Below are 23,210 nucleotides of genomic sequence, written 5' to 3'. Positions count from 1 at the left end.
GCTAGGCGCGCCAGTTCGACTCGACGGCCCACTGCCACGCCCGGCGGTAGGCGTCGGCGAACCACGGTTCCTTCGCGACGGCGTACTCCCCCGCGGTCTCGTGACCCTCGTCGGCTACCGCGCGCTTCGTCGCGAGGTACTCCGCGCGTGCGTCGGCATCGGCCGTCAGCCAGTCGACGAACAGGAGGGCGAACTGCTGGCCGGGCCAGCCGTCGACCCGCAGGTGGACGTTCGTCGGTCGGCCGGGGTCGGCGGAGGCATGAAATCGCTTGTGCCACAACGATTCGTCCTCGGTGTGCGCGACGTCCGAGGTGATGTCGGGAACCAGGGGGTAGCCGGCGGCCAGCAGCGCGTCGGCCAATTCGTCGGCGACGTCCAGTGACGCGACGGTGACCTGGACGTCGATGACGTCCTTGGCGTCGAGTCCGGGCACCGCGGTGGAGCCGACGTGGTCGACCCGGATCGCCCGGTGCCCGCAGGTCGTCCGCAACCGGGCCAGGATGCGGGCGGCCTGATCGGCCCAGGACGGGTCGGCGGCCACCAGGCGCGGGGCCACCTGCGCGGGCCGGCCGCACTGCACGTTATGGGCGAAGGGCAGGATGCGCTCGGTCCACAGCGCGCGGGCGCGGTCGGCGAGTTCTGTTGGCGTGCCGGTGTTCTCGAGCCAGACGTCGGCCACCCGGCGGCGCTGTTCCTCGCTGGCCTGGGCGGCGATCCTGGCCCGCGCATCGGCCTCGGGCATGCCCCGCTGTCCGGTCAGGCGCGCCACCCGCGTCTCCTCGTCGGCGTGGACGACGATCACCAGCGGGAACATGGGAGCCATCTGCGACTCCACCAGCAGGGGAATGTCCTCGACGATGACCGCGTCCTGCGGCGCCGCCTCGATCAGCTCGGCCCGCCGCTTCCCGACCAGCGGATGCACGATCCCGTTCAGGGTTGCGCGCTTCTCGTCGTCGCTGAACGCCACCGCCGCCAGCGCGGGCCGGTTCAGCGCGCCGTCGGGCAGCAGGATCTCCGATCCGAAGGCCTCGACGAGCGCGGCCAGGCCCTCGGTGCCGGGCTGCACGACCTCGCGGGAGATGACGTCGCCGTCGACGATCACCCCGCCGAGTTCGTCGAACGTCGAGGACACCGTTGACTTTCCGGCGCCGATACCGCCGGTCAACCCGATACGAAGCACGGCACCAGTGTGTCAGGGGCCGCATACGGCGAACGCCCCGGCTCGCGATGAGCCGGGGCGTTCGGTCGCGAACTTAGGCGTTGCCTGCGAGCTTCTCCCGCAGCGCGGCCAGCTGAGCGTCACTGGCGAGCGTTCCGCCGGTGGAGGGCTCACCCGAGCTGGACGACGTCGAGGAACCGTTGGCGGTGGCGGGCCGGCTGGCTGCCTCCGCATCGGCCGCCGCGAACTTCTCCATCTGCGCGGTGTGCATCTTGTGGCGACGCTCGGCCTCGGCGTACCGGGCCTCCCATTCGTCACGCTGCTTCTCGAAACCCTCGAGCCACTCGTTGGTCTCCGAGTCGAAGCCCTCGGGGAAGATGTAGTTGCCCGCCTCGTCGTAGCTGTCGGCCATGCCGTACTTCGACGGGTCGAACTCCTCGGTGTAGTCCTCGTTGGCCTGCTTGAGGCTCAGCGAGATGCGACGACGATCGAGATCGATGTCGATGACCTTGACCATGGCGTCGTCGCCGACCTGGACCACCTGGTCCGGGACCTCGACGTGGCGCTCGGACAGCTCCGAGATGTGCACCAGGCCCTCGATGCCCTCCTCGACGCGGACGAACGCACCGAACGGCACCAGCTTGGTGACCTTGCCGGGCACGATCTGGCCGATCGCGTGGGTACGCGCGAAGTGGCGCCACGGATCTTCCTGAGTTGCCTTGAGCGACAACGAAACCCGCTCGCGGTCCATGTCGACGTCGAGCACCTCGACGGTGACCTCGTCGCCCACCTGCACGACCTCGGAGGGGTGATCGATGTGCTTCCACGACAGCTCGGAGACGTGCACCAGGCCGTCGACGCCGCCCAGGTCCACGAACGCGCCGAAGTTGACGATCGAGGAGACGACGCCCTTGCGGACCGCGCCCTTCTGCAGCTGGTTCAGGAACTCGCTGCGCACCTCGGACTGCGTCTGCTCGAGCCAGGCGCGGCGCGAGAGCACTACGTTGTTGCGGTTCTTGTCGAGCTCGATGATCTTGGCTTCGATCTCCTTGCCGATGTACGGCTGCAGATCGCGCACGCGACGCATCTCGACCAGCGATGCGGGCAGGAAGCCGCGCAGGCCGATGTCGAGGATGAGACCACCCTTGACGACCTCGATGACGGTGCCCTTGACGGCCTCGTCCTTCTCCTTGAGCTCCTCGATCGTGCCCCAGGCGCGCTCGTACTGAGCGCGCTTCTTGGACAGGATCAGACGACCTTCTTTGTCCTCCTTGGTGAGGACCAGTGCTTCGACCTCGTCACCGACGGACACCACCTCTGAGGGGTCGACGTCGTGCTTGATGGAGAGTTCGCGGGAGGGAATGACACCCTCGGTCTTGTAACCGATGTCGAGCAGAACTTCGTCACGGTCGACCTTGACGATGGTGCCTTCGACGATGTCGCCATCGTTGAAGTACTTGATGGTCTTGTCGATCGCGGCGAGGAAGTCCTCGGCAGAGCCAATGTCGTTGATGGCTACTTGCGGCGAGGTGATGGACGGACTTGGCATGTGGTGGGTGGCTCCGGACAGGTTGAATCGTAGGGACAATTGATGTGGTGAGTACTGGTGCTATGCGCAATCGCGCGCACACGGGTACCCGTTGAGACTACTCGACGGTGTCCACGCTGGACAAACTCGGCCTGCCCCAGACGCTACGCTGCCCCCGTGCCGAACCCCTTCACGCCGCGACCGCTGCCGAGGAAGGTGCGCAAGGTCGGGGCGCCGCTGGGCGTCATCATCGCGATGGGGGTCGTCGCCGCGCTAGCGGTGATCCTGCTGACGGCCGTCAACCCCGTCGGGACCTCGATCGGGTTCGTGCTGGCCACGGCAGCCGTGGCGGTCGTGCTGATGGCCTACCTCTGGTTGGATCGCTTCGAGCCCGAGCCGACCCGGCTCTTGCTGCTGGCCTTCGGCTGGGGTGCCTCGGTCGCCGTGGTGGTCTCAGTGGCCCTGGAACTCGCGTTCGGCAAGCTCCTGGCCACCGGGCAGGCGGCGACGGATGACTTCGTCGCGATCACCATCGTCGCGCCGCTCGTCGAGGAGGCCGCCAAGGGCGCATTCCTACTGATCATGCTGACCGGGCGGCGCCGCAACGAAGTCAACTCGCTGACCGACTGCCTGGTCTACGCGGGCATCACCGCCGCCGGATTCGCCTGGTTCGAGAACATCGGCTACATCGGCGGCGGTGAATCCCTGGGCGGCTCGCTGGCCACGGCGGGCCTGCGACTGGTCATGGGCCCGTTCGCCCATCCCCTCTTCACCACCGCCACCGCGATCGGCGTGTACTTCGCCTCGCAGCGCCGCGGCACGTTCGGCAAGGTCGGGTGCGTCCTGCTCGGCTACGCCGGCGCGGTGCTGCTGCACGCGCTGTGGAACGGTTCGTCGTTCTTCGGCATCGAGGCCTACCTGCTCGTCTACTTCCTGTGGATGGTGCCGGTGTTCGCGCTGGCGATCGTGCTGGCCGTCACGTCGCGGCGCCGGGAGCAGAGGGTGGTCGCCGCGAAGTTGCCGGGCATGGTCGCCGCCGGTGTGGTCACGCCGAACGAGGCCACGTGGCTGGGGTCGCTCCGCGAGCGTCGACGCGCGATCGACGAGGTCGCCCGGTTCGCGGGCAAGCCGGCCGCCAAGGGCGTCAGACACTTTGCGCTGCAGGTCGTGGAATTGGCGTTCGTCCGCGACCGCATCGACCGCGGCGCCCACGACGAGCGCCTGCGCGCGCTGCTGACCGAGGAGACCTACGGCGTGTATGCCGCGCGGGCGTCCGCCCCGGTGTTGCAGTACTTCGGCGCGTACCGGGCGCCCGCCCGCTAGTGCGCCGCAGCGTCCCAGCTGCGGCCGTACCCCACCGAGACCTCCAGGGGCACGTCGAGCGGATAGGCGCCGCCCATCTTGTCGCGGACCAGTGCGTCGAGGGCCTCGCGTTCGCCGTCGGCCACCTCGAACAGCAATTCGTCGTGCACCTGCAGCAGCATGCGCGACTGCAAGCCCGCCTCGCGGATGGCGGTCTCGGTGTCGATCATCGCGACCTTGATGATGTCGGCGGCACTGCCCTGGATCGGGGCGTTCAGCGCGGCCCGCTCCGCTGCCTCCCTGACGTTGCGATTGCTGCTGTCCAACTCCGGTAGGTAGCGCCGCCTGCCGAGCACGGTCGAGGTGTACCCGTCCTTGCGCGCCTGGTCGACGACCGACTGCAGGTAGTCGCGGACTCCGCCGAACCGCGCGAAGTAGGCGTCCATCTGCAGCTTGGCCTCCTCGGTGGAGATCTTCAGCTGCGCGGCCAGGCCGTAGGCGCTGAGCCCGTACGCCAGACCGTAGGACATGGCCTTGACCCGGCGCCGCAGTTCGGCCGTCACCTCGTCGATCGGCACGCCGAATGCCCGGGAGGCCACGAACGAGTGCAGGTCCTCGCCGGTGTTGAACGCCTCGATGAGCCCGTCGTCCTTCGACAGGTGCGCCATGATCCGCATCTCGATCTGGCTGTAGTCCGCCGTCATCAGCTCGGCGTAACCGCTCCCCACCACGAAGCCCTCGCGGATCTGGCGGCCCGCCTCGGTGCGGATCGGGATGTTCTGCAGGTTGGGTTCGGTGGAGGACAGCCGACCCGTCGCCGCGATCGTCTGATTGAACGTCGTGTGGATTCGTCCGTCCGAGCCCACGGCGTTCAGGAGCCCGTCGACGGTCACCTTGAGCCGGGTGGCATCGCGGTGGGCCAGCAGATGCTGCAGGAACGGGTGTCCGGTCTTGTCGAACAGACCCTGCAGCGCATCCGCGTCGGTTGTGTAGCCGGTCTTCGTGCGCTTGGTCTTCGGCATCTCGAGCTCGTCGAACAGCACCACCTGCAGCTGCTTGGGAGACCCGAGGTTGATCTGCTTGCCGATGACCTCGTAGGCCGCCTCCGCGGCGTCGCGGATGAGGTTCGCGAACTGGCTCTGCAACTGACCGAGCAGGTCGAGGTCCACGGCGATGCCCGTCGCCTCGAGCTTGGCGAGCACCCGCTGCACGGGCAGCTCCATCTGGCTCAGCAGCGCCGTGGAGTCGATCCTCGCCAGCTCCTCGTCGAGGGCGTCGGCGAGGTCGGCGACTGCGGAGGCTCGCAGCAGCAGCGTCTGCACGGCCTGGTCGTCGACGCCGCTGTTGTCATCGAGTAGCGAAAGTTGTTGCTGCTCGGGGTTTTCCGCGCGCAGCTCCCGTTTGAGGTAGCGCACCGCGAGATCGTCGAGGGCAAAGCTGCGCTGCCCGGGTCGCACCAAATAGGCCGCCAGCGCGGTGTCGGAGGTGACGCCCGCCAGCGTCCAGCCCCTGCCCTCGAGGTCGTGCATCGCGAGCTTCGCCTCGTGCAGCGACTTCGGTGCGTCCTCGTCGGCCAGCCAGGCCATCAGGGCCGCCTCGTCCTCCTGGCCCAGCGTCGTGGTGTCGAGATAGCAGCCCTCGCCGTCGGCCGACACGATGGCCAGCGCCGTGGCGTCGGAGTCGAACGCCAGATGGGTGCCGACGACGGCCAGCCCGGTGCGCTTTCCGGTGGCATGCTCGGCGAGCCACGCGGCGAGCTGGCCGGGCTCCAGCACCCCGCCCTTCACGTCGAAGCCCTGCTCCACCTCGGGGTCTGCCGACGCCAGCGTCTCGAATAGGCGGTCGCGCAGCACGCGGAACTCGAGGTCGTCGAAGAGCCGGTGGATCTGGTCGCGGTCCCACGGCATCATCCGCAGCGTGTCCGGCGTCTGGGCCAGGGGCACGTCCTTGACCAGTTCGGTCAGGTCGCGGTTGAGGATGACGTGAGACAGGTTGGCGCGCAACGCCTCTCCGACCTTGCCCTTCACGGTGTCGACCTTCTCGACGAGGGCCTGCAGCGACCCGTATTCGACGATCCACTTCGACGCCGTCTTCTCCCCCACGCCCGGGATGCCGGGCAGATTGTCACTGGGGTCACCGCGCAGCGCGGCGAAGTCCGGGTACTGCGTCGGCGTCAGGCCGTACTTCTCCACGACCGCATCGGGGGTGAACCGCGTCAGCTCCGACACTCCCTTGCGCGGGTACAGCACGGTCACGTCGGGGCTGACCAGTTGCAGCGCGTCGCGGTCGCCGGTGACGACGAGGACGCGGTAGCCCTCGTGCTCGGCCTGCGTGGCCAGCGTGGCGATGATGTCGTCGGCTTCGAAGCCCGGCTCGGCCAGGGCGGTGATGCCCAGTGCGACCAGCACCTCCTTGGTGATGTCGATCTGGCCGCGGAACTCGTCGGGGGTGGCCGACCGGCCCGCCTTGTACTCCGGGTACTTCTCGGACCGGAAGGTCTGCCGCGACACGTCGAACGCCGCGGCGATGTGCGTGGGTTGCTCGTCGCGCAGCAGGTTGATCAACATCGCCGTGAAGCCGTAGACCGCGTTCGTGGTCAACCCGCCCTGGGTCTTGAAGTTCTCCGCGGGCAGCGCGTAGAAGGCGCGAAACGCCAGCGAATTGCCGTCCAACAGCATCAGTGTGGGCTTGGTGTCGGTCTTGGCTGGGCTCACGCCCTCACTCTATTCACCCCCGCCGACAGCCAGGACCCGCCATCGAAACTGCAACACGTTGCAGTTTCGTCGCTCGAATCGTTTACGCTGGCCGCGTGCCAGGAACAACCGACGCCCAAGCGCCACTACCGGCCATCGACGGGTGGTTCGCCCTCGACGACGCGGGACGACCGCACCTGCTCGCCGGCAAATGCACGACGTGCGGCACGTACGTGTTCCCGCCGCGAAGCACCAACTGTCCCAACCCCGCCTGCGACGGCGACGACCTCGAGCAGGTCGCGATGTCGCGGCGCGGCACCCTGTGGAGCTACACCGAGAACCAGTACGCGCCACCGCCGCCGTATCCGGCCCCCGATCCGTTCGAACCGTTCGCGGTGGCCGCGGTCGAGCTCGCCGACGAGGGCATCATCGTGCTGGGCAAGGTCGTCGAAGGCACCCTGGCCGCCGACCTGAGGGTCGGCATGGAGATGGAGCTGACGACCATGCCGCTCTACACCGACGAGGACGGCTTCGTCCGTACCGTGCACGCCTGGAGGATCGCCTCGTGAGCACCGCCGAGACATCCCCGGAGCCGCTCTACATCCTGGGCGCCGGCATGCACCCCTGGGGCAAGTGGGGCCGTGACTTCACCGAGTACGGCGTCGTCGCGGCGCGCGCCGCGCTGGCGGAGGCCGGCCTTGACTGGCGCCAGATCCAGCTCGTCGCCGGCGCCGACACGATCCGCAACGGCTACCCGGGCTTCGTCGCGGGTGGCACCTTCGCCCAGAAGCTGGGATGGAACGGCGTGCCGGTCAGTTCCAGCTACGCCGCTTGTGCCTCGGGGTCGCAGGCGCTGCAGAGCGCTCGCGCACAGATCCTGGCGGGGTTCTGCGACGTCGCCCTCGTGATCGGCGCCGACACGACGCCGAAGGGCTTCTTCGCCCCCGTCGGTGGCGAACGCCGCAACGACCCCGACTGGCAGCGGTTCCACCTCATCGGCGCGACCAACCCGGTGTACTTCGCGATGCTGGCGCGCCGCCGGATGGACCTCTACGGCGCCACTCTCGAAGACTTCGCCCAGGTCAAGGTGAAGAACGCTCAGCACGGCCTGCAGAACCCGAACGCGCGCTTCCGCAAGGACGTGACCACCGCCGACGTGCTGGCCTCCCCCGTGGTCTCCGATCCGCTGCGGCTGCTCGACATCTGCGCGACCTCCGACGGCGCCGCGGCCCTGATCGTCGCGTCGAAGTCGTTCGCGGAGAAGCACCTTGGGTCCGTCAAGGGCGTGCCGTCGGTCCGCGCGGTGTCGACGGTGACCCCGCGCTACCCGCAGCATCTGCCCGAACTACCCGACATCGCCACCGATTCGACCGCGGTCGTCCCCGCGCCCGACCGGGTGTTCAAGGACCAGATCCTCGATGCGGCGTACGCCGAGGCGGGCATCGGACCCGACGACCTCAGCCTGGCCGAGGTCTACGACCTGTCGACCGCGCTGGAGCTGGACTGGTACGAGCACCTGGGCCTGTGCGCCAAGGGCGAGGCCGAGTCACTGCTGCGCAGTGGCGCCACCACGATCGGCGGCCGCATTCCGGTCAACCCCTCCGGCGGGCTGGCGTGCTTCGGGGAGGCCATCCCCGCGCAGGCGATCGCGCAGGTGTGCGAGCTCACCTGGCAGCTGAAGGGACAGGCCACCGGCCGACAGGTCGAGGGCGCGACCGTCGGCATCACCGCCAATCAGGGACTGTTCGGCCACGGTTCGTCGGTGATCGTCGCCCGCTGAGTTTCTCTGCCGAGCAGACGCAAAGGGCCCCCATTTGGGTGTTTTCAGGGCCCTTTGCGTCTGCTCGCGGGGAGGAACGGTCAGGCGACGCCGAGGTAGGCGGCGCGAATGCCGTCGTCCGCCAACAACTCTCGCGCGTTTCCCGACCGGGTGACCGCCCCGGTCTCGAGGATGTAGGCACGGTCGGAGCGGCTCAGCGCCTGCTGCGCGTTCTGCTCCACCAGCAGCACCGTGGTGCCCGTCTCGTTGATCTCGGAGATGATCTTGAAGATCTGCGAGATGACCATCGGCGCCAAGCCCATCGACGGCTCGTCGAGCAGCAGCACCTTGGGCCGGGCCATCAGCGCCCGGCCGATCGCGAGCATCTGCTGCTCGCCGCCGGACAGCGTGCCGCCGACCTGGGTGCGCCGCTCGGCGAGCCGCGGGAACGTCTCCAACACCCAGTCGAAGCGTTCGCGGTGTTCGGCCCGGCTCGCGAACTTCCGTCCGTAGCAACCCATTTCGAGGTTCTCCGAGACGGTCATCCCGGGAAAGACGCCGCGTCCCTCCGGTGCCTGGATGAGGCCGTCGGACACCCGGTTGTGGGGCTTGACCCTCGTCACGTCCCGACCGTCGAACCAGACCGATCCCGAGGTCAGCGGTCGCAGACCGGAGATGGCGCGCATCATGGTCGTCTTGCCCGCGCCGTTGGACCCCAGCAGCGTGACGAGTTCGCCCTCGCGCACGACCAGTGAAACCCCGTGCAGCGCTTGGATTCTGCCGTAGTGCACCACCACGTCGCGGACTTCGAGCAGCACCGGCCGCGGGTCGGCGTCCGGGGTCGGGGTCGGCTCAGAGCTCGTCATCGGGCACTCCCAGGTAGGCGGCGATCACCGCGGGGTCCTCGCGGATCTCGGCGGGCAGCCCGTCGGCGATCTTGCGACCGAACTCCAGGACGACGATCCGGTCGGTCACACCCATCACCAGACGCATGTCGTGCTCGATCAGCAGCACGGTGTAGCCGTCGTCGCGGATGGCCCGAATCAGCTCGATGAGTGCGGACTTCTCACTGGGATTGAATCCGGCGGCAGGCTCGTCGAGGCAGAGCAGCTTGGGCTCGGTCGCCAGCGCTCTGGCGATCTCCAGTCGACGCTGATCGCCGTAGGGTAGGTTCTTCGCCTTCTCGTCGGCCCGTTCGGCGATGCCGACGAATTGCAGGAGGGCGGCGGCCTTCTCGATCGCCGAATTCTCCTCACGACGGTGTCGCGGCGTCCGGAACAGCGCGCCCGGCACGGACGTCGAGTGGCGGGCGTCGGTGCCGACGACGACGTTCTCCAGTGCGGTCATCTCGCCCCACAACCGGATGTTCTGGAACGTCCGGGCAATGCCGCGGCGGGTGATCTCGTGGCGTTTGACCTTGCCGAGGGGGGCGCCGTCGAACACGACCGTGCCCGAGGTCGGGCGGTACACCCCGGTGATGGCGTTGAAGCAGGTCGTCTTACCCGCCCCGTTCGGGCCGATCAGCCCGAGGATCTCACCACGCCTGATGTCGAAGGTCACCGCGTCCAGAGCGGTCAGGCCACCGAACTTGACCGTGAGATCCTTTGTCGCCAGCAGGGTTTCACCCTCGGCGGCCCGTACGTCGCGATGCAGGGCGGCGAGCTCTTCGTCGATCACCGGCTCGGTCATGCGGCCGCCTTCGAATCGTCGGCCTTGCGCAACAGGTTTCGCGCACTACTCGCGTACGCCAGCAGTTGCTGCCGCACCGGGAACAGTCCCTGCGGACGGAAGATCATCAGCACCACCAGGGCCAGTCCGAAGAAGAGGTACTTCAGGTCGCCGAGGTTGACGCCGAACAGGTGCACGCCCAGCAGGCGGTTGGGCAGGTAGACGATGATGAACGCACCGAAGATGACGCCCAGCTTGTTGCCCTGTCCGCCGAGGACGACCGCGACGAGGAAGAGCATCGAGTTGATGATGTTGAAGTTGGTCGGGGCCACGTACTGCACCTGACCGGCGTACAGCGCGCCGGACAGTCCGCCGATGCCGGCGCCGATGACGAAGGCCCACAGTTTGAAGCGGAAGGTGTTGACGCCCATCACCTCCGCGGCGTCCTCGTCTTCCCTGATCGCCACCCACGCGCGGCCCACCCGGCTGCGTTCGAGGTTGCCGACCAGCAGCAGGATGCCGATCATCAGCAGCAGGCCGAGCCAGAACCACCACGTGCCGTAGTTGGCGTGACCGGTGGAGTTGCCGCTGGAGAAGACGCCGTTCGCGAGTCGCTCGCTCTCCCCCACCCGCGGGTAGGCGATCTCGTTCAGTCCGCGCGAACCATTGGTGATGTCGGAGAGGTTGTCGGCGAGCAGGCGGATGATCTCGCCGAAGCCCAGCGTGACGATGGCCAGGTAGTCACCGCGCAGGCGCAGCGTCGGGATGCCGAGGACGAGCCCGGCCAACGCCGTCACGGCCATCGCCAACGGCACGCACGCGAGCCACGCCCAGTCCCTGCCCAGAAAGCCGTTGGGCGCCATCTTGTTCCACGGACTGTCCGGACTGGTGAGCAGTGCCACCGTGTACGCGCCGACGGCGTAGAAGCCGACGTACCCGAGGTCGAGCAGACCCGCCTGCCCCACCACCACGTTGAGTCCGATGGCGATGATCGCGATCATCACGAACGCGGCCATCGTGCCACCGAAGCTGATGCCGGGGGTGTCGACGAATCCCGGTGTGTAGAGCGGCAACAACGCCAGCAGCCCGAAGCCGACGACGCCGAAGATCCACTTCTGCGGTCGGGACAGCCCCGCCCACCACGCGCGCAGCCCGTCACCGGGAGCCAGCAGGCGCTGCGCCGCCGTGGTCTTCCGTTCCGCCTGATGACTCATGCGCGCGCCTTCCCGAGGCTCTCACCGAGGATTCCGGTGGGTCGCACCAGCAGCACCAACACCAGCAGGACGAACGCGACCACGTCGCGCCACTGCGTACCGAACAGGGCTTGGCCGTAGTTCTCCATGATGCCGAGGATCAGACCGCCCAGGAGCGCACCGCGGAGGTTGCCGATGCCGCCGAGGACGGCCGCGGAGAACGCCTTGATACCGAGCAGGAAGCCGCCGGAGTAGATGATGCCCTGCGGCACCTTGAGCGTGTACAGCAGCGCCGCGGCACCCGCCAGCAGCCCACCGATGAGGAAGGTCGTCATGATGATGCGCTCGCGCGAGACGCCCATCAGCGTCGCCGTCGTCGAATCCTGGGCGACGGCACGGATGCCGCGTCCGAACTTGGTGCGGTTGATCGCGATGTCGGTCAGCAGCGCCAGCACCAGGGCGGCCGCGACGATCACCAGCGTCACGTTGGTCACCGTGGCCCCGAAGACGGTGAACTGAGTCTTGGGCTGCACCAGGATGATTGGCTGCTGGGCGTTGGAACCGCCGTAGCCAGTGATGATGTGCGGCAGGATGAAGTGCACGAATTCCTGCAGCACGAACGACATTCCGATGGCGGTGATGAGGAACGTCAGCGGCCGCGCGTTGCGGCGCCGCAGCGGCCGGTAGGCGATGAACTCCAAACCGACTGCGGCCGAACCCGATACGAGCATCGCGAACACCATGGCGATGGCCAGGTAGACGATGGTCAGCAGCACGCCCTTGTTGTAGGCGTTGCCGTTGGGCGTGAAACCCAGGATGAGGTCGAGGCACAGGTAGGCGCCGAACATTCCGAGCATGAAGATCTCGGAGTGCGCGAAGTTGATCAGCCGCAGGACACCGAACACCAGCGTGTAACCGACGGCCACCAACGCGTAGATGGCGCCCCACGACAAGCCATCGATCGTCAGCTGCCAGAACCCGTTGATCAGGCCGTCGACGTTGAAGTTGATGTTGGCGGCCAATAACACTGGCGGCGGCTCCTCGGTGGATGACGGAGACGAGGCGCGCCCATAGCCCTGCGGCTGCGGACGCGCCTCGTTCCAGCGGGTTACTGAACCTTGAACATCCAAATCAGGTTGGTCGTCAGCTCACCGGTGGGCGTCCACTGGTAATTGCGGGCGACGCCTTGACCGTTGTAGTTCTTCACGTAGTCCAGCAGGGCCGGCCGGGTGATGGCCCCCGAATCGATGCCCTTCAGCATGATCGTGCCGAGGTCGTAGCCCTCGGTGCTGTAGGTGCCCGGGTCCTGATTGAACTTCTTGGTGTACTCGTCGGCGAAGCTGCCGGTGGCCGGGCCGCACGGGCAGGACAGCAGCGCGCCCTTGGACGCCTCCCCTGCCTGCTTCACGAATTCCGGATCCTTGGTGCCGTCGGCGCTGAGGAAGGTCGCCGTGACACCGCCGTCGCGCAGCTGCTGCACGAAGGGCGCGGCCTCGGAGTAGTAACCGCTGTAGAAGACCGCGTCCGGAGCGGCGCCCTTGACCTGGGTCACCGCGGCCGAGAAGTCCTTGTCGCCCTTCTTGACCTGGATGTTGCACGACGAATCGGCAACGGGCCCGAGGGTTTGTCGGATCGGCGTCGCCAATCCGAGGCCGTAGTCGGTGCTGTCGTCGACCACGCACACCTTCTTGAACTTCAGGGTGTTCTTCATGTAGTTGGCGACCGAGGGCCCCTGCACGCCGTCGTTGGCGAGGCCGCGGAAGAAGGTCTTCCAGCCGTTCTGGCTCAGCGTCGGGTTCGTCGCCGAGGCCGTGGCCGCGACCAGGCCGGCCTGGTCGAACACGGTGCCCGTCGCCTTCGTCTCACCGGAGAACGCCGGTCCGACCAAGCCGATCGTGTACTGGTCGTCGACGATCTGCGGGGCGATGGCGGTGGCCTTCTGCGGGTCGCCCTCGGTGTCGAACGGCTTGAGTTGAACCTGGCAGCCCGGGTTGGCGGCGTTGTGCTTGTCGATCGCCAACTGGACGCCGTTCTTGATGTTGATGCCCAACGCGGCGTCGGGACCGGTGAGCGCCCCCGCCATGGCGATCGACACGGGCGGGCAGGTCGCCTTCCCGTCGCCGGTCGGATCGGCCGGGGTCGTTCCCGCGGCCGCCTTCACCTCGGCGCCGTTCTCGTCGATCTGCACCTGCTGGACGATCTTCAGATTGGCCTGCGACGAGTTCTGGTCGGGGGCGGACTGGCTGCAGCCGGCGATGCCGAACACGAGCAAGCCCGTGCCCCCGAGAACCAATGCACTACGTGCCATGCGAGCGCGCACGTTTCACCTCCGAGTCGACGTTGTCATTGGCATCGGCGACGCTGATCACGCCGCCTCGGACGCCGATGCTTCGGGTAGAACATAGCCAACACATCGCGCCGGTGCGTCATGTTCATTGAACGTGTCCTGAGCGTCGGCTGTGTGACCGGCCCAAACGGCTGTTCTGGAAACGCATTCGTTACGGGTCGGGTGTGCCCAGGGTTTCGAGGACGACTTCTGCGACCCGCCTCATGGTGGTGCGACGGTCCATCGCCGCGCGCTGAATCCACTTGAAGGCCTCGGGTTCGGTCATCTTCTGCTTCGATTGCAGCAGACCCTTCGCGCGCTCGACGAGCTTGCGCGTCTCGAGCCGATCCGACAGGGAGGCGACCTCCTCCTCCAGCGCCGCGACTTCTCCGAACCGACTGACCGCCAATTCGATTGCCGGCACGAGATCGGTGATCGAGAAGGGCTTGACGAGATAGGCCATCGCACCGGCGTCGCGGGCCTTCTCGACCAATTCGCGTTGCGAGAACGCCGTGAGGATGAGGATCGGCGCGATGCGCTTGGTGGCGATCTCGGAGGCTGCGTCGATGCCGTCGCGCCGCGGCATCTTCACGTCCATGATCACCAGGTCGGGTCGCAGACTCTCGGCGAGCTCGACCGCCTCCTGCCCGTCGCCGGCCTCGCCCACCACGTCATAGCCCTCCTCGCGGAGCATCTCGGCGAGATCCATGCGGATGAGTGCTTCGTCCTCGGCGATGAGGACACGGTGCGGCTTGGTTGCCTCCGTGGGTGACCCGGTCATTGGCACATTGTCCCGTGAGCGGCCGAAAACAGCGACCGCGGGGGCGTGACGTCACCCCTCGCCCATCCTCTATGGTGGGAATCCGCATCGCGTCGGCCCTCGTATCCCAATTGGCAGAGGAAACGGATTCAAAACCCGTGCAGTGTGAGTTCGAGTCTCACCGAGGGCACCAGAGAACGGCAGTCCCTTCTCCTCTTACCCTTCTCCCCTTAGCCCTGACTCTCCTGTAGGGCGATGCACTTTCCGATCTTCTGCGGTGTGCACGGGACGCCGTCGACCGAGCTCAGGCCATTGGGGTTGAGGAAGACGTTGGAGGGTGGTTGGGCCACCTGGGGTGGGGCTGCCACGGAGCCGCCACCACTGGCCTCCGAGCACACCCCGGCGAAGCTGCTGGGCATGGTGCCGTTGGGGCATTCCGTGGCGGCTGCCGGTGCTGCTGCGGCCAGGGGTAGGGCCGCGAATGCTGCGGCACATCCGAACGTTGCGAACGCGTGCGTGAGATTGACCATGGGACGGCTTCCCGCTCGTTGAGTGACTGAGACGTCGGCTCGTCCGGTTCCAGAGCGAATGAGTCGCGTTACCACGACGTTACGCCTGGTTCCGCCATGCTCGCCGTGGTCATTCTCATGGCGTCGACGGGTTTGAGACACCCCCGCGACGGAGAGTGCCCGTTCGACGCGCGGCGGTGGGTCTTCGACGCGAACGGCTTGCGGCGCAACCATATTGGTCGCGCAACGATGAGGTCCCCCAACCTGGTGGCTGGGGGACCTCGTCGGCACGGCGGATCAGTGCGCGGCGGCGCTCAGTTCCTTGTGGTGCGTGCCCTTCGTCGACGCGGTGTCGCCGCCCTTGTCGGCGGCGTGGCGGCCGGCCGTCGACCCGTTGTCCGCGCCCTTCGTCGCAGCGCCATCCTTGTCACCCTTGCCGCTCTTCGGCTTGTCGGTGGTGCCGGACGTGCCGGTGGCGCCGGACGTCGCCGTGTCGCCGGTCTTGGTCGTGCCGGTCTTGGTGGTGCCGCTGGCCTTGGTGGTGCCTCCGGCCTTGGTCCCGGACTCGTTCGCGCCGTCGGCCGGCTTGGTGTCGGCCGGCTTGGTGTCGGCGGGCTTGGTGTCGGCCGGCTTGGTGTCGGTGGCACCCGACGTCGTGCCGGCCGACGACGCGCTGCCGGCGGGGGTCGTGCTCTCCTTGGCCGGGGTGGTCGAGTCGTCCTTGGTGCTCGCCGTCGCAGTGGTGTCCGCCGCGGCGGCGTCCGAGGTCGTCGCGTCCGTGGTGGCGGGAGTGGACGTCGCGGTCGCGCCGACCGCCGTGGCGTCGACGACGGCGACCGCGGCGTCGCTGACGTCGGGGGTCGTGGTCGACGCAGCGGTCTTCGTGGTCGTGGCGGCCGCGGTCGACGACTGCTCGTCGGTGGTCGCGTCGGTGCCCTTGTCGGTGGCAGCCGTCAGACCGGCCTTGACCTGGTTGAGCGTGTCGCTGCTGGTGAGCTGCTCGGAGGCGGCGTCGCGGATGGCGTCCGCCGCCGCGGGCTCCACGGCGAGCTTGGCCGCGGCGAGCTGGGGTGCCGCCGCCTGCTGCGACATCCCCCAGTTGGCCAGGGCCTGGGCGAACGCGTTCAGGTAGGCCTTCACCACGGCCTGGAAGAACGCGGCCACGGCCTCGGCGAACGCCTTGCCGGGGTCCACCGGGTTGGTGGGGTTGGTCGGACCGGTGGGGTCGGTCGGCGGCGTCGTCGGCGTGTGCGCGGCGATGAAGTCCTTGATGATCTGCTGGACGGGCTTGGCGGACCAGTCGATCCGGAAGATGCCGAACGTGCCCTCCGGGTCGGCGGCGCCCGCCGGCCGGTCCTGCGTGGTGTAGATGAACGACGGCCCGGCGTAGGACAGCTTGGACCACGCGTTCAAGAAGTCGGAGACGAATTGCGCCTGTTGCGCCTCGCCGCCGATCGCCGAGGGCAGCCCGTACTCGGTGGCCCAGATGCGCAGATTGCTGTCACCGTTGTCGATCATCAGCTGCCGGATGGCGATCAGCTGCTCGAGCGGCGTGTTCGGGATGCCGGACTGCTCGGAGAACGGGGTGGTGAAGTGGTACGGGTGGAATGACAGCGCGTCGAAGTAGCCCTCGGCGCCGTCGGCATAGAGATTCTTGATGAAGGTGACGGGGTTGATGGTGATGTTGCCGAAGTCGACCACCGACCCGACGACGCCGCCGACGACCTGGGCGTTGGGGTCGGCCGCCTTGATGGCGGTGTAGCCCGCCTTGAGCAGGGCGGTGTACGCCGCGGCCGCGTCACCGGCGGTCTGGAAGTACTGCGCGCTGTTCGGCTCGTTCCAGATCTCGTAGGCCGAGATCTTGCCGGCATACCGGGTGGCCGCGAGCTTGGCGAAGTCCGCGTACTGCGACGGATCGGCCGGTGCACCGCTAATGGGCAGGGTGCCGGACTGGGTGGCGTAGTAGGGAGTGGAGTTCAGCACGCCGAGTACCGCCATGTTGCGCGAGGCGGCGGCGTTGACGATCGCGTCGACCTTGGACCAGTCGTACACGCCGGGCATCGGCTCGACGCCCGCCCACGGCACGAGGACGCGGATGGTGTTGACGCCAGTCGCCTGCAGCTCGTCCAGAGTCTTGTCGATGTCGGCCTGCGACTTGCCGTAGAGGTCACCGTCGGAGATGCCGACGGTCGACGACGACGTATCGATTGCTGCCGTCTCCATCACGTCATACGTCACGACCCGATGCGAGGGTTCGAGCAAAGCTCCACCACGCGCGCCGAGGATGGCTACCGGAGCAACGGCAAGCACCGTCATGATTGCGTAGCGTCGCTTGAGGCGCGTCTTGTTGGAGCCCATCGTCGTGTCCATTCTGTTGGCGTCGCCGGAGATCGCGGCGCGTTGCGATCAAATTAACCCATGCGGCGGATACGGGCACAACCAATTCTGAAATGAATTTTCGAAACAGCTGTGAACGTTGCCACGACCGGTTGTCCCAGTTTTGGGAATCATACTTTTCAGATCAAATTTCGATACCGAGTGTGTGAATACAGCAAAACATTCCATGGCAATTTATTTGGTGTGGAGATGGCATTTGGCACGCAGTTGCGTTGAAAGCGGCTGCGCTGCAACCTATTCGACGTGGCACCGCGCGTCGACTTGACACTCGTCAGCTAGCGGCATGCGCGAAGGTAACTTTCTGGCAACGGACGTGATCTCACGCGTCGAGATTGGTGTTATCGAGTTTGCCCCTGGTGACTGAGGCGGGTCACAGCTGAGCCGTCGCGGTCGCGAGGCGAGATGATTCACACATGGTTCTGCCAGCCGTTCACAGGGGCGCCGCCGAGGCCCCATCCGGTGCCGTCCCCGCCACGCTGGCGGCCGGTCCTACGCGGCAGCGAGCCGGTTCGCCGCCCGCCCGCAAACCACGGCTGGCCGAGGTGGGGCGATTCGAGCAAAGCAACAAACTGGTCTCTGTCTGATTTTGACGCGTCGGTCTAATTAGCTAAGTTGTCGCTCCGAGGGTGCCGCGGGGTGTGCGGACGCCCGCGTCGGCGCGATGCCGACCACGAGACGCCCTCCGAGCCATCGAGAGCCTCGAGGGCTCGCCGTCGCTGCACGCCACGACACTGACGAAGGAGGGCCCAGGAGCGCGAAGGAGGGCCCAGGAACGCTGGAGACGGCCACCCCGCCGGGTCGACGGGTATGTGGAGTCGGCAGACGGCCGACGACGCTCGGCCGTCTCACGGTCGGTGTGGGTCAGGCGGCCGGCGGCCTCCTACATCACCTTGGACAGGAAGGCCTTCGTACGGTCGTGCTGGGGGTTGCTCAGGACCTCTCGCGGGTTGCCGCGTTCGACGATGACGCCGGCGTCCATGAACACCAGTTGGTCGGCGACCTCCCGGGCGAAACCCATTTCGTGGGTCACCACGACCATCGTCATGCCCTCGCTGGCGAGCTTCTTCATCACGCCGAGGACCTCACCGACCAGTTCGGGGTCAAGAGCCGAGGTGGGCTCGTCGAACAGCATCAGCTTCGGATTCATGGCCAGGGCTCGCGCGATCGCGACCCGCTGCTGCTGTCCGCCGGACAGCTGGGCCGGGTAGGCGGTCGCCTTGTCGGACAGTCCGACCTGATTCAGCAGATCCTTGGCGCGTTCGATGGCCTCGGCCTTCTTGACGCCCTTGACCTGCATCGGCGCCTCGATGATGTTGGCGAGGGCGTTGCGGTGGGGGAAGAGATTGAAGTGCTGGAACACCATGCCGATGTCGCGACGTTGCTTGGCGGCTTCCCTCGGGGGCATCTCGTAGAGCTTGCCGCCGCGTTCGTGGTAGCCGATCAGTTCGCCGTCGACGTAGAGCCGGCCTCCGTTGACCTGTTCGAGGTGGTTGATGCAGCGCAGGAACGTCGACTTGCCCGAGCCCGAGGGGCCGACGAGCACCAGCACCTGTCCGCGGCCGATCTCCAGGGTGACGCCCTTGAGCACCTTGAGTGCACCGAAGTTCTTGCAGACGCCCTCGGCCTTCACCATCGGCGTATCGGCCGCGTCCGCGGTCGTCGTCACGTGTGCCCCACCTCGCCGAGGGTCTGCGCTTCGGCCAGCGCCTCGAGCTGCTTGGTGGTCAGCTTGCGCGACACCCCGCGCGAGAAGTACCGCTCCAGGTAGTACTGCCCCACCATCAACACGCTGGTGATCAGCAGGTACCAGCCGGCCGCGACGAGGAGCAGCGGGATCGGCTGGAACAGGACCGCCGAGATGTCGCGCTGACGCCCGAACAGGTCGAACGTGTAGGGCACCGCGGCCACCAGGGACGTGGTCTTGAGCTGACCGATGAACTCGTTGCCCGTCGGCGGGATGATGACGCGCATCGCCTGCGGTAACACGGTGCGCCGCATGGTCATCAGCCACGACATGCCCAGTGCGGTGGAGGCCTCGGCCTGACCCTCCGGCACCGACGTGATGCCCGCCCTGATGATCTCGGCGAGGTACGCGGCCTCGTTGAGCCCCAGCCCGACGACCGCGAGCAGGAAGTACAGCGAGAGGTTTTGGATGTTGACGGTGAAGAACGTTGGGCCGAAAGGGATTCCGAGCTGAATGTTCTTGTAGATCGTCGGGAACAGGCCCCAGAACACCAGCTGAACGAACACCGGCGTGCCGCGGAAGATCCACAGGTACACCCAGGCCACCGACCGCAACACCGGGTTGGGCGATAGCCGCATCACCGCCAGGATGACCGCCAGCACGATCGCCAGGATCATCGACAGCACCGTCAGCTCCAGCGTCACCCATACGCCCGAGACGATCCGCTCGTCCAGGATGTACTTGCCGAAGGTGTCCCAGCCGTAGGCGTCGTTGGTCGCCGCGCCGTAGAGGAACAGCGCGAGCAGCACGACGATGACGACCGCCGCCACCCACCGCCATGGGTGCCGCAACGGAACGGCATCGATGGCGGCGGGAGAGCCGTCGGGCTCCACGTGGCTGCGAACGTCGACGCTCATGGAACGGCGGTCAGCTGGTCGCGCCGTTGATGACCGGCTTGTCGATCATGCCCGCCTCGACACCCCAGTTGGTGGCGATGGTCTTGTAGTCCCCGGTGTCGATGAGGTGCTGCAACGCCTTCTGCAGGGACGCCGCCAGCGGCGAGCCCTTGGCGACCGGCCAGCCGTAGGGCGCCGAGTCGAACGTCTGCCCGGCCTGCTCGAGCTTGCCGTTGCTCTGCTTGATCGCATATAGGGTCACCGGCGAATCCGCCGACATGGCATCGGCCTGGCCGAGCACGACGGCGTTGGTCGCCTGGTCCTGCCCGTCGAACTTCACGATGTCGATGGCGGGCTTGCCTGCCGCGACGCACGCCTTGCTCTTGGCGGGCAGTTCGTCGGTCTCCTGGGTGGTGGTGGCCTGGACCGCGACCTTCTTGCCGCACGCGTTGTTGGGGTCGATGTCGGAACCCTTCGGCTTTGCCCACAGGGAGCCGGCGGAGAAGTAGGTGACGAAGTCGACGGTCTGCTCGCGTTCCTTGGTGTCGGTGAACGACGACATGCCGACGTTGAAGGTGCCGCCCTGAATGGACGGGATGATCTTGGCGAAGTCCGCCTCGCGGTAGTCCGCCGTCAGGCCGAGGGTCGAGGCGATGGCGTTCATCAGGTCGACGTCGAAGCCGACGATCTTGCCGCTGGAATCCTTGAACTCGTTCGGGGTGTAGGGCACGTTCACGCCGACGATGAGCTTGCCCGACGACTTGATCTCCTCGGGAACGGTATTGGCGATGTCGTCGACCTTGGCGGCCTTCGCCGCGGTGGTCTGCGTCGTGGGACCCGCGGTGTCGGTGTTCTTCGTACAGCCCGACAGCACCAGCACGCCCGACACCGCGATCACGGCAGCCCCGCGCCACCAGCGTGCGCCCGCTCGACGGTCTTGCATTCCAGCTACCACGTTGTCTCTTCCTTCTGCATCGGGTCGCCTTCATTCATCACGAGGCAACGACGTGAGAACACTAGCGGGGTGGCTGCGCTCTAGTAGGTGAAACCTAATGCCGGCCGTCGTTCTGCGCTGGCCGAGGAAGGGAGCTTTGACTCCCCCGTCATTCCGGTTCTGCCGTAATGATTGCTGTGCCACAATTTTTTTCATGACCACCCCCACGCCTCCCAGCATGCTGCCGCACCTGTGGAAGACGGCAGCCGTCTCCGGCCTGTTGGCCATCGCCCTGGGCATCGCCGTCGTGGCGTGGCCGGGCATCTCGATTGCGGTCGCCGCCATCTTCTTTGGCGCCGGCCTCCTGGTGAACGGCATCCAGCAGGTCGTCTTCGCGTTCAGCCTGCACGTCTCGGCGGGCGGTCGGGTGCTGCTGTTCATCAGCGGCGCGGCGGCGCTGATCCTGGCGATCATGGCCTTCCGCCATCTGTACGACGCCGTGCTGCTGCTGGCCATCTGGATCGGCATCGGCTTCATCTTCCGCGGCGTGGCGACGACGGTGTCCGCGATCAGCGATCCCACGCTGCCGGGGCGGGGCTGGAACGCGTTCGTCGGCGTCATCAGTCTGGTGGCCGGGGTGGTCGTGCTGGCGTCGCCGTTCGCGTCGATCGCGACGCTGGCCCTCGTCGTCGGGATCTGGCTCATCGTCATCGGCGTCACCGAGGTCGTCTCGGCGTTCGCGATCCGCAGGGCCACCGGCGCCCATCCCGGCCCGGCGCCCGACGCCGCGGAGCCGCCGACGACGCAGGACGCGTCCGCCTGAGGCCCGTGGGCCGGTTAGTGCACTAAGTCACCACATCGCGGTTGCACAGACCCTGGGCTGCGCGGACTTCAACTACTACACTCTGTCGTAGAGATGTTCCGGCCAGCCCCCCAGGGGAGATGATGCAATGAACGCCCTCGACGTATCGCGATGGCAGTTCGGGATCACGACCGTCTACCACTTCCTCTTCGTGCCGCTGACGATCGGGCTGGCCCCGCTGATCGCCGTCATGCAGACCGTGTGGACGGTGACGGGCAACCACGCGTGGTACCGCATGACGAAGTTCTTCGGGAAGCTGTTCCTCATCAACTTCGCCCTCGGCGTGGCGACCGGCATCGTGCAGGAATTCCAGTTCGGGATGAACTGGAGCGAGTACTCCCGCTTCGTGGGCGACGTCTTCGGCGCACCGCTGGCCATGGAGGGGCTCGTCGCCTTCTTCTTCGAATCCACGTTCATCGGGCTGTGGATCTTCGGGTGGACCCGGCTGCCGAAGGTGGTGCATCTCGTCTGCATCTGGGTCGTCGCCGTCGCGGTCAACGCCTCGGCGTTCTTCATCATCGCCGCCAACTCGTGGATGCAGCACCCCGTCGGCGCTCGGTTCGACCCGCAGACGGGACGGGCCGAACTGACGAGCATCGTCGCGCTGTTCACGAACAACACTGCGGTGGCGGCGTTTTCGCACGCGGTGTTCGGCGCGTTCCTCACCGCGGGCACCTTCGTCGCGGCGGTTTGCGCGTGGTGGTTGGTGCGCGCGTCGGCCACCCACGAGGCGCGCACCATCTACCGGCCCGCCACGATCCTCGGCGCGCTGGTGGCACTGGCCGCGGCTGGCGGGCTGTTCCTCACCGGCGATACGCAGGGCAAGCTGATGTTCCAGCAGCAGCCGATGAAGATGGCGTCGGCGGAATCGCTGTGTCACACCGAGACCGATCCGAACTTCTCCATCCTCACCGTCGGCACCCACAACAACTGCGACGCCGTCGACCACCTCATCGAGGTGCCCTACGTCCTGCCCTTCCTCGCCGAGGGCCGCTTCGACGGCGTGACACTCGCCGGCGTGAAGGACCTGCAGTCCTCCTACGAGCTGAAGTACGGCCCCGGCGATTACCGGCCCAACCTGTTCGTCACCTACTGGTCCTTCCGCGCCATGATCGGATTGCTCAGCGTCCCAGCGCTGTTCGCGGTGCTGGCCCTCTGGCTGACGCGGGGCGGGCGCATCCCGGACCAACGCTGGTTCGGTCGGCTGGCGCTGCTGACACTGCCGACCCCGTTCCTCGCCAACAGCGCGGGCTGGGTGTTCACCGAGATGGGCAGGCAGCCGTGGGTGGTGGCCCCCAACCCGACCGGTGACCGGATGATCCATCTGACGGTGAATGCCGGGGTGTCGGGGCACTCCGCCGCGCTCGTCATGGTCTCCCTGGCCGTGTTCGCGACGCTCTACGCCGCGCTGGCAGGCGTGTGGTTCTTCCTGATTCGGCGCTACGTCGTCGAGGGCCCGCTGGAGCACGACGCCGAACCCGCGCCGCCCACCCCACCGGGGGACGACGCCGTCGCACCATTGTCGTTCGCCTACTGAGGA

19 protein-coding genes and 1 tRNA gene are annotated in these 23,210 nt (G+C 67.1%); 6 read left to right on the top strand and 14 right to left on the bottom strand.

Annotated features, from left to right (window positions below; genetic code table 11):
* Position 1 precedes the first annotated feature (1 nt).
* Together coaE and rpsA are read right to left on the bottom strand one after the other, a co-directional pair.
* Entirely contained in the window at positions 2 to 1,180 is a 1,179-nt protein-coding gene (gene coaE, locus G6N60_RS13575) for a dephospho-CoA kinase (RefSeq protein ID WP_163737891.1), read from the bottom strand.
* 73 nt (positions 1,181 to 1,253) lie between these two features.
* The gene (rpsA, locus tag G6N60_RS13570; protein WP_163737888.1) at positions 1,254 to 2,708 is read right to left on the bottom strand and encodes a 30S ribosomal protein S1; all 1,455 of its coding nucleotides are present in this window, start codon (positions 2,706 to 2,708) and stop codon (positions 1,254 to 1,256) included.
* Between the two features lie 156 nt (positions 2,709 to 2,864).
* Between rpsA and G6N60_RS13565 the strand changes: the two genes are divergently transcribed.
* Entirely contained in the window at positions 2,865 to 4,010 is a 1,146-nt protein-coding gene (locus G6N60_RS13565) for a PrsW family intramembrane metalloprotease (protein WP_246240641.1), read from the top strand.
* On the opposite strand, the gene polA is transcribed toward G6N60_RS13565, so the two are convergent.
* Positions 4,007 to 6,667, bottom strand: a complete 2,661-nt coding sequence (gene polA / locus G6N60_RS13560) for a DNA polymerase I (protein WP_163743916.1) — start codon at positions 6,665 to 6,667, stop codon at positions 4,007 to 4,009. The two genes, G6N60_RS13565 and polA, sit on opposite strands and share 4 nt — an antisense overlap.
* 131 nt (positions 6,668 to 6,798) lie before the next feature.
* Between polA and G6N60_RS13555 the strand changes: the two genes are divergently transcribed.
* Together G6N60_RS13555 and G6N60_RS13550 are read left to right on the top strand one after the other, a co-directional pair.
* Positions 6,799 to 7,251 carry a Zn-ribbon domain-containing OB-fold protein gene (locus G6N60_RS13555; RefSeq protein WP_163737884.1) on the top strand — a complete coding sequence of 151 codons (453 nt, stop codon included), beginning with the start codon at positions 6,799 to 6,801 and terminating at the stop codon, positions 7,249 to 7,251.
* Positions 7,248 to 8,462, top strand: a complete 1,215-nt coding sequence (locus G6N60_RS13550; RefSeq protein WP_372510966.1) for a lipid-transfer protein — start codon at positions 7,248 to 7,250, stop codon at positions 8,460 to 8,462. The genes G6N60_RS13555 and G6N60_RS13550 overlap by 4 nt, the downstream gene beginning before the upstream one ends.
* Positions 8,463 to 8,542: 80 nt before the next feature.
* Here the strand turns inward: G6N60_RS13550 and G6N60_RS13545 are convergent, their stop codons facing one another.
* From G6N60_RS13545 to G6N60_RS13520, 6 genes are all read right to left on the bottom strand, one after another.
* On the bottom strand, positions 8,543 to 9,307 hold the full coding sequence (locus G6N60_RS13545) for an ABC transporter ATP-binding protein (RefSeq protein ID WP_163737881.1): 765 nt from the start codon (positions 9,305 to 9,307) through the stop codon (positions 8,543 to 8,545).
* A complete protein-coding gene (locus tag G6N60_RS13540) occupies positions 9,294 to 10,130 on the bottom strand; it encodes an ABC transporter ATP-binding protein (protein ID WP_276027881.1) in 837 nt (278 codons plus the stop codon). Before G6N60_RS13540 ends, G6N60_RS13545 begins: the two co-directional genes overlap by 14 nt.
* Positions 10,127 to 11,323, bottom strand: coding sequence for a branched-chain amino acid ABC transporter permease (locus G6N60_RS13535; protein ID WP_163737878.1), 1,197 nt, complete (start codon positions 11,321 to 11,323; stop codon positions 10,127 to 10,129). Before G6N60_RS13535 ends, G6N60_RS13540 begins: the two co-directional genes overlap by 4 nt.
* Positions 11,320 to 12,330, bottom strand: a complete 1,011-nt coding sequence (locus G6N60_RS13530) for a branched-chain amino acid ABC transporter permease (protein WP_163737875.1) — start codon at positions 12,328 to 12,330, stop codon at positions 11,320 to 11,322. Before G6N60_RS13530 ends, G6N60_RS13535 begins: the two co-directional genes overlap by 4 nt.
* 80 nt (positions 12,331 to 12,410) lie before the next feature.
* Positions 12,411 to 13,622, bottom strand: coding sequence for a branched-chain amino acid ABC transporter substrate-binding protein (locus G6N60_RS13525; RefSeq protein WP_163737872.1), 1,212 nt, complete (start codon positions 13,620 to 13,622; stop codon positions 12,411 to 12,413).
* Between the two features lie 178 nt (positions 13,623 to 13,800).
* Positions 13,801 to 14,409 (bottom strand): two-component system response regulator PdtaR, encoded by a 609-nt coding sequence (locus G6N60_RS13520; RefSeq protein ID WP_163737869.1) that lies wholly within the window; start codon positions 14,407 to 14,409, stop codon positions 13,801 to 13,803.
* Positions 14,410 to 14,504: 95 nt separating this feature from the next.
* Here G6N60_RS13520 and G6N60_RS13515 point away from each other — a divergent pair.
* Positions 14,505 to 14,581: transfer RNA gene (locus tag G6N60_RS13515), tRNA-Leu, on the top strand.
* A gap of 37 nt (positions 14,582 to 14,618) precedes the next feature.
* Here G6N60_RS13515 and G6N60_RS13510 read toward each other — a convergent pair.
* The 5 genes from G6N60_RS13510 to G6N60_RS13490 all read right to left on the bottom strand — a co-directional run bounded on the left by G6N60_RS13510 (position 14,619) and on the right by G6N60_RS13490 (position 20,817).
* Positions 14,619 to 14,918 carry a hypothetical protein gene (locus G6N60_RS13510; protein WP_246240639.1) on the bottom strand — a complete coding sequence of 100 codons (300 nt, stop codon included), beginning with the start codon at positions 14,916 to 14,918 and terminating at the stop codon, positions 14,619 to 14,621.
* Between the two features lie 276 nt (positions 14,919 to 15,194).
* Positions 15,195 to 17,135: a cellulase family glycosylhydrolase gene (locus G6N60_RS13505; RefSeq protein WP_163737867.1), complete on the bottom strand. Its 1,941-nt coding sequence runs from the start codon at positions 17,133 to 17,135 to the stop codon at positions 15,195 to 15,197.
* Positions 17,136 to 18,174: 1,039 nt separating this feature from the next.
* Positions 18,175 to 18,927 (bottom strand): amino acid ABC transporter ATP-binding protein, encoded by a 753-nt coding sequence (locus G6N60_RS13500; protein WP_163743907.1) that lies wholly within the window; start codon positions 18,925 to 18,927, stop codon positions 18,175 to 18,177.
* A gap of 29 nt (positions 18,928 to 18,956) precedes the next feature.
* Positions 18,957 to 19,895 carry an amino acid ABC transporter permease gene (locus G6N60_RS13495; protein ID WP_163737864.1) on the bottom strand — a complete coding sequence of 313 codons (939 nt, stop codon included), beginning with the start codon at positions 19,893 to 19,895 and terminating at the stop codon, positions 18,957 to 18,959.
* Between the two features lie 10 nt (positions 19,896 to 19,905).
* A complete protein-coding gene (locus G6N60_RS13490; protein ID WP_163737861.1) occupies positions 19,906 to 20,817 on the bottom strand; it encodes an ABC transporter substrate-binding protein in 912 nt (303 codons plus the stop codon).
* Between the two features lie 205 nt (positions 20,818 to 21,022).
* Between G6N60_RS13490 and G6N60_RS13485 the strand changes: the two genes are divergently transcribed.
* Positions 21,023 to 21,631 (top strand): HdeD family acid-resistance protein, encoded by a 609-nt coding sequence (locus G6N60_RS13485; protein WP_163737858.1) that lies wholly within the window; start codon positions 21,023 to 21,025, stop codon positions 21,629 to 21,631.
* A 127-nt stretch (positions 21,632 to 21,758) separates the two neighbouring features.
* Positions 21,759 to 23,207, top strand: a complete 1,449-nt coding sequence (locus tag G6N60_RS13480; RefSeq protein WP_163737855.1) for a cytochrome ubiquinol oxidase subunit I — start codon at positions 21,759 to 21,761, stop codon at positions 23,205 to 23,207.
* The last annotated feature ends 3 nt before the right edge of the window (positions 23,208 to 23,210 follow it).

Origin of the sequence: Mycolicibacterium madagascariense, from assembly GCF_010729665.1 — a bacterium.
In the GTDB taxonomy this organism is placed as follows: Bacteria; Actinomycetota; Actinomycetes; order Mycobacteriales; family Mycobacteriaceae; genus Mycobacterium; species Mycobacterium madagascariense.
This window is presented reverse-complemented; position numbering and strand designations above follow the sequence as displayed.

Coding starts and splice junctions, on each gene's coding strand:
- rpsA (WP_163737888.1), bottom strand. CDS start 2,708: ATGCCAAGTCCGTCCATCACCTCGCCGCAAGTAGCCATCAACGACATT.
- polA (WP_163743916.1), bottom strand. CDS start 6,667: ATGCTGTTGGACGGCAATTCGCTGGCGTTTCGCGCCTTCTACGCGCTG.
- G6N60_RS13545 (WP_163737881.1), bottom strand. CDS start 9,307: ATGACGAGCTCTGAGCCGACCCCGACCCCGGACGCCGACCCGCGGCCG.
- G6N60_RS13540 (WP_276027881.1), bottom strand. CDS start 10,130: ATGACCGAGCCGGTGATCGACGAAGAGCTCGCCGCCCTGCATCGCGAC.
- G6N60_RS13535 (WP_163737878.1), bottom strand. CDS start 11,323: ATGAGTCATCAGGCGGAACGGAAGACCACGGCGGCGCAGCGCCTGCTG.
- G6N60_RS13520 (WP_163737869.1), bottom strand. CDS start 14,409: ATGACCGGGTCACCCACGGAGGCAACCAAGCCGCACCGTGTCCTCATC.
- G6N60_RS13510 (WP_246240639.1), bottom strand. CDS start 14,918: ATGGTCAATCTCACGCACGCGTTCGCAACGTTCGGATGTGCCGCAGCA.
- G6N60_RS13500 (WP_163743907.1), bottom strand. CDS start 18,927: ATGGTGAAGGCCGAGGGCGTCTGCAAGAACTTCGGTGCACTCAAGGTG.
- G6N60_RS13495 (WP_163737864.1), bottom strand. CDS start 19,895: ATGAGCGTCGACGTTCGCAGCCACGTGGAGCCCGACGGCTCTCCCGCC.
- G6N60_RS13490 (WP_163737861.1), bottom strand. CDS start 20,817: ATGCAAGACCGTCGAGCGGGCGCACGCTGGTGGCGCGGGGCTGCCGTG.
- G6N60_RS13485 (WP_163737858.1), top strand. CDS start 21,023: ATGACCACCCCCACGCCTCCCAGCATGCTGCCGCACCTGTGGAAGACG.
- G6N60_RS13480 (WP_163737855.1), top strand. CDS start 21,759: ATGAACGCCCTCGACGTATCGCGATGGCAGTTCGGGATCACGACCGTC.